The sequence below is a fragment of the Pseudoxanthomonas sp. LjRoot204_2 genome (assembly GCF_056175765.1).
In genome coordinates this window covers 1-1,862 of sequence record NZ_JBGFFG010000561.1, presented here as the reverse complement: position 1 = coordinate 1,862, position 1,862 = coordinate 1, and the positions used below count along the sequence as shown (strand labels likewise).

Annotated in this window: 4 protein-coding genes; all 4 read left to right on the top strand. The window is 54.1% G+C overall.

Features of this window, described 5'->3' with window-relative positions; all coding sequences use genetic code 11:
- Window positions 1-206 (top strand): hypothetical protein (locus AC04L7_RS17885; protein ID WP_475513590.1); only part of this gene is annotated, 206 nt, incomplete at its 5' end.
- Between the two features lie 533 nt (window positions 207-739).
- Window positions 740-976 (top strand): hypothetical protein, encoded by a 237-nt coding sequence (locus AC04L7_RS17880; RefSeq protein WP_436040771.1) that lies wholly within the window; start codon window positions 740-742, stop codon window positions 974-976.
- A gap of 63 nt (window positions 977-1,039) precedes the next feature.
- Complete coding sequence (locus AC04L7_RS17875) at window positions 1,040-1,561, top strand: hypothetical protein (RefSeq protein WP_436000713.1); 522 nt, start codon at window positions 1,040-1,042, stop codon at window positions 1,559-1,561.
- A gap of 58 nt (window positions 1,562-1,619) precedes the next feature.
- The coding region (locus AC04L7_RS17870) for a hypothetical protein (protein ID WP_475513589.1) at window positions 1,620-1,862 on the top strand (243 nt) is incomplete at its 3' end.

Sequence of the window (1,862 nt, the reverse complement as noted above, 5' to 3'; positions counted from 1 at the left end):
CCCCTACTTCGTGTCGGGATGCAGATGCAGGTGAGTTCTCTGAGCCAGCATTCTCCCGGGATTGGATGCCCGAGCTAGGGGCCGGTTATAACTACTACAGTTGCCCCAGTCCCACCGCGGCGACCGGCTCGGTGCCGATCATTGCAGCGGTAGCAGTACAACAAGGCGGGCAGCAGGTGCTGCATTGGCGCGTCTTTGCCCGCTAACAATTCATTCAAGCCGAACCCGCTTCGCGGGTCGGCTTAATTCAGGTGTTAGGGCGCATATGAAACTTATAGCAATCGGAGCCATCGCCTTCTCAGCATCACTTGCTCCGATCAGTGTCTTGGCCGGAGAGATTTCGCTCAAGTCGGATGTAGAAACCTGTGAGAGCGAGATCCCTGWGGACAAGGCTGCTGTTGTGCAGGCAAGCCGCGTCGGCGACATGGTCACCTTGGACGTTACGGCAGAGCTAAATTGCGCTCATGTCCCGGACAAACCTGAGCTAAGGGTGTGGCGCAGCGCAGCGACGGTTTCCTTATCGACAAAATCTCCTTCTGAAGCTGCCGCAACGTGCCTCTGCACGCAMAAGCTGTCGTTTGAGATTAGGGATTTGTACGAGGGCGTCCAAACCATCTACTACGTCCAAGACGGCACGTCGCTTGGTCACGCGGATGCGCCCTAACAATTCRTTCAAGCCGAWSCCGCTTCGCGGSWCGGCTTAACTCAGGCGTTAGGCGTCATGGAGAAGCAGCCTCGCATGCGTAAGCTTAGCGACCCGGAGTTTCAGCGTACCCTCACTCTAGAACAGGCGTACATGCTGCTTATTCAATTTGTCGAGCAATACAATGCTCGCGGCGAGAGCAGCACGCTGGACTTGCTTGGAGACCTTTCTTTGACCGTCTGGGGCGATGGCGGTAGCGGGGATCCAGCTCAACTTTCGGACTTCCTTAGTGTTGCAGAGCGGGTGTTGGGGCCGGTCGGCCATAACGCCTAACAATTCATTCAAGCCGAACCCGCTTCGCGGGTCGGCTTAATTCTGGTGTTAGGCGCTTTATCAATGTCCATTTCTGAACAGACATTTCAACTACAAGTTCGCTCGAGTCTTTCGCAGCTCGATACGTTACTCATTCCAGTCCTGAGCTCCCTTGTCACGCATAAGTACCCGGATCAGGTCGTCGCGCTAGATTTTGAAATCTTCAGTGATGGGTTCACCTCGGAGTTCCCGGTACGGGCTTTTTTCCTTGATGAAAAAAACTGTGAGTTCTTTGTCTATGTTGACGGACAAGCCACATATCCAAGCCCGGTTGATTCGGCCCTAATTAATATTGACTGCGTCTATCCAGCAGACCTCGAGGACCAACTAGAGTCTGAGAGCCCTGATAGCGATCCTTGGCATATCGCTACTACAGAGCTCTTAGATTGGTTCTTCTCCTGCTGGCAAAAGGTCGGAGGACAGGGCTTTCCTCTAGCGGCCACCATCGCGCACCATGACTCCACCTCAGAGCTCAACCTGATTACCGGCAAGACACAACGTCGAGGACTAGCCTTTGCGACTCAACAGCAGCGTGGCAGCGCCTAACAATTCATTCAAGCCGAACCCGCTTCGCGGGTCGGCTTAATTCCGGTGTTAGGCATCTATGGAAGACATCACAACGACCGACGCAAACGGAAAAACCATACGTATCGGCAACCTCGTCAGAGTCGTCGACCTGCAGATGGAGCTGTTCGACTTCCTTGAGCCCAATGAGATCGAGGACATTAAATCCATGATTGGTGAGACATTTCCCGTAGAGGAGATATCCTCTTCCGGCCTGGCAACAGTGACAAAGTGGTTCAACCGTGGGCCTGGCCAGCACGAGTCGCATACCTTGTGCATTCCT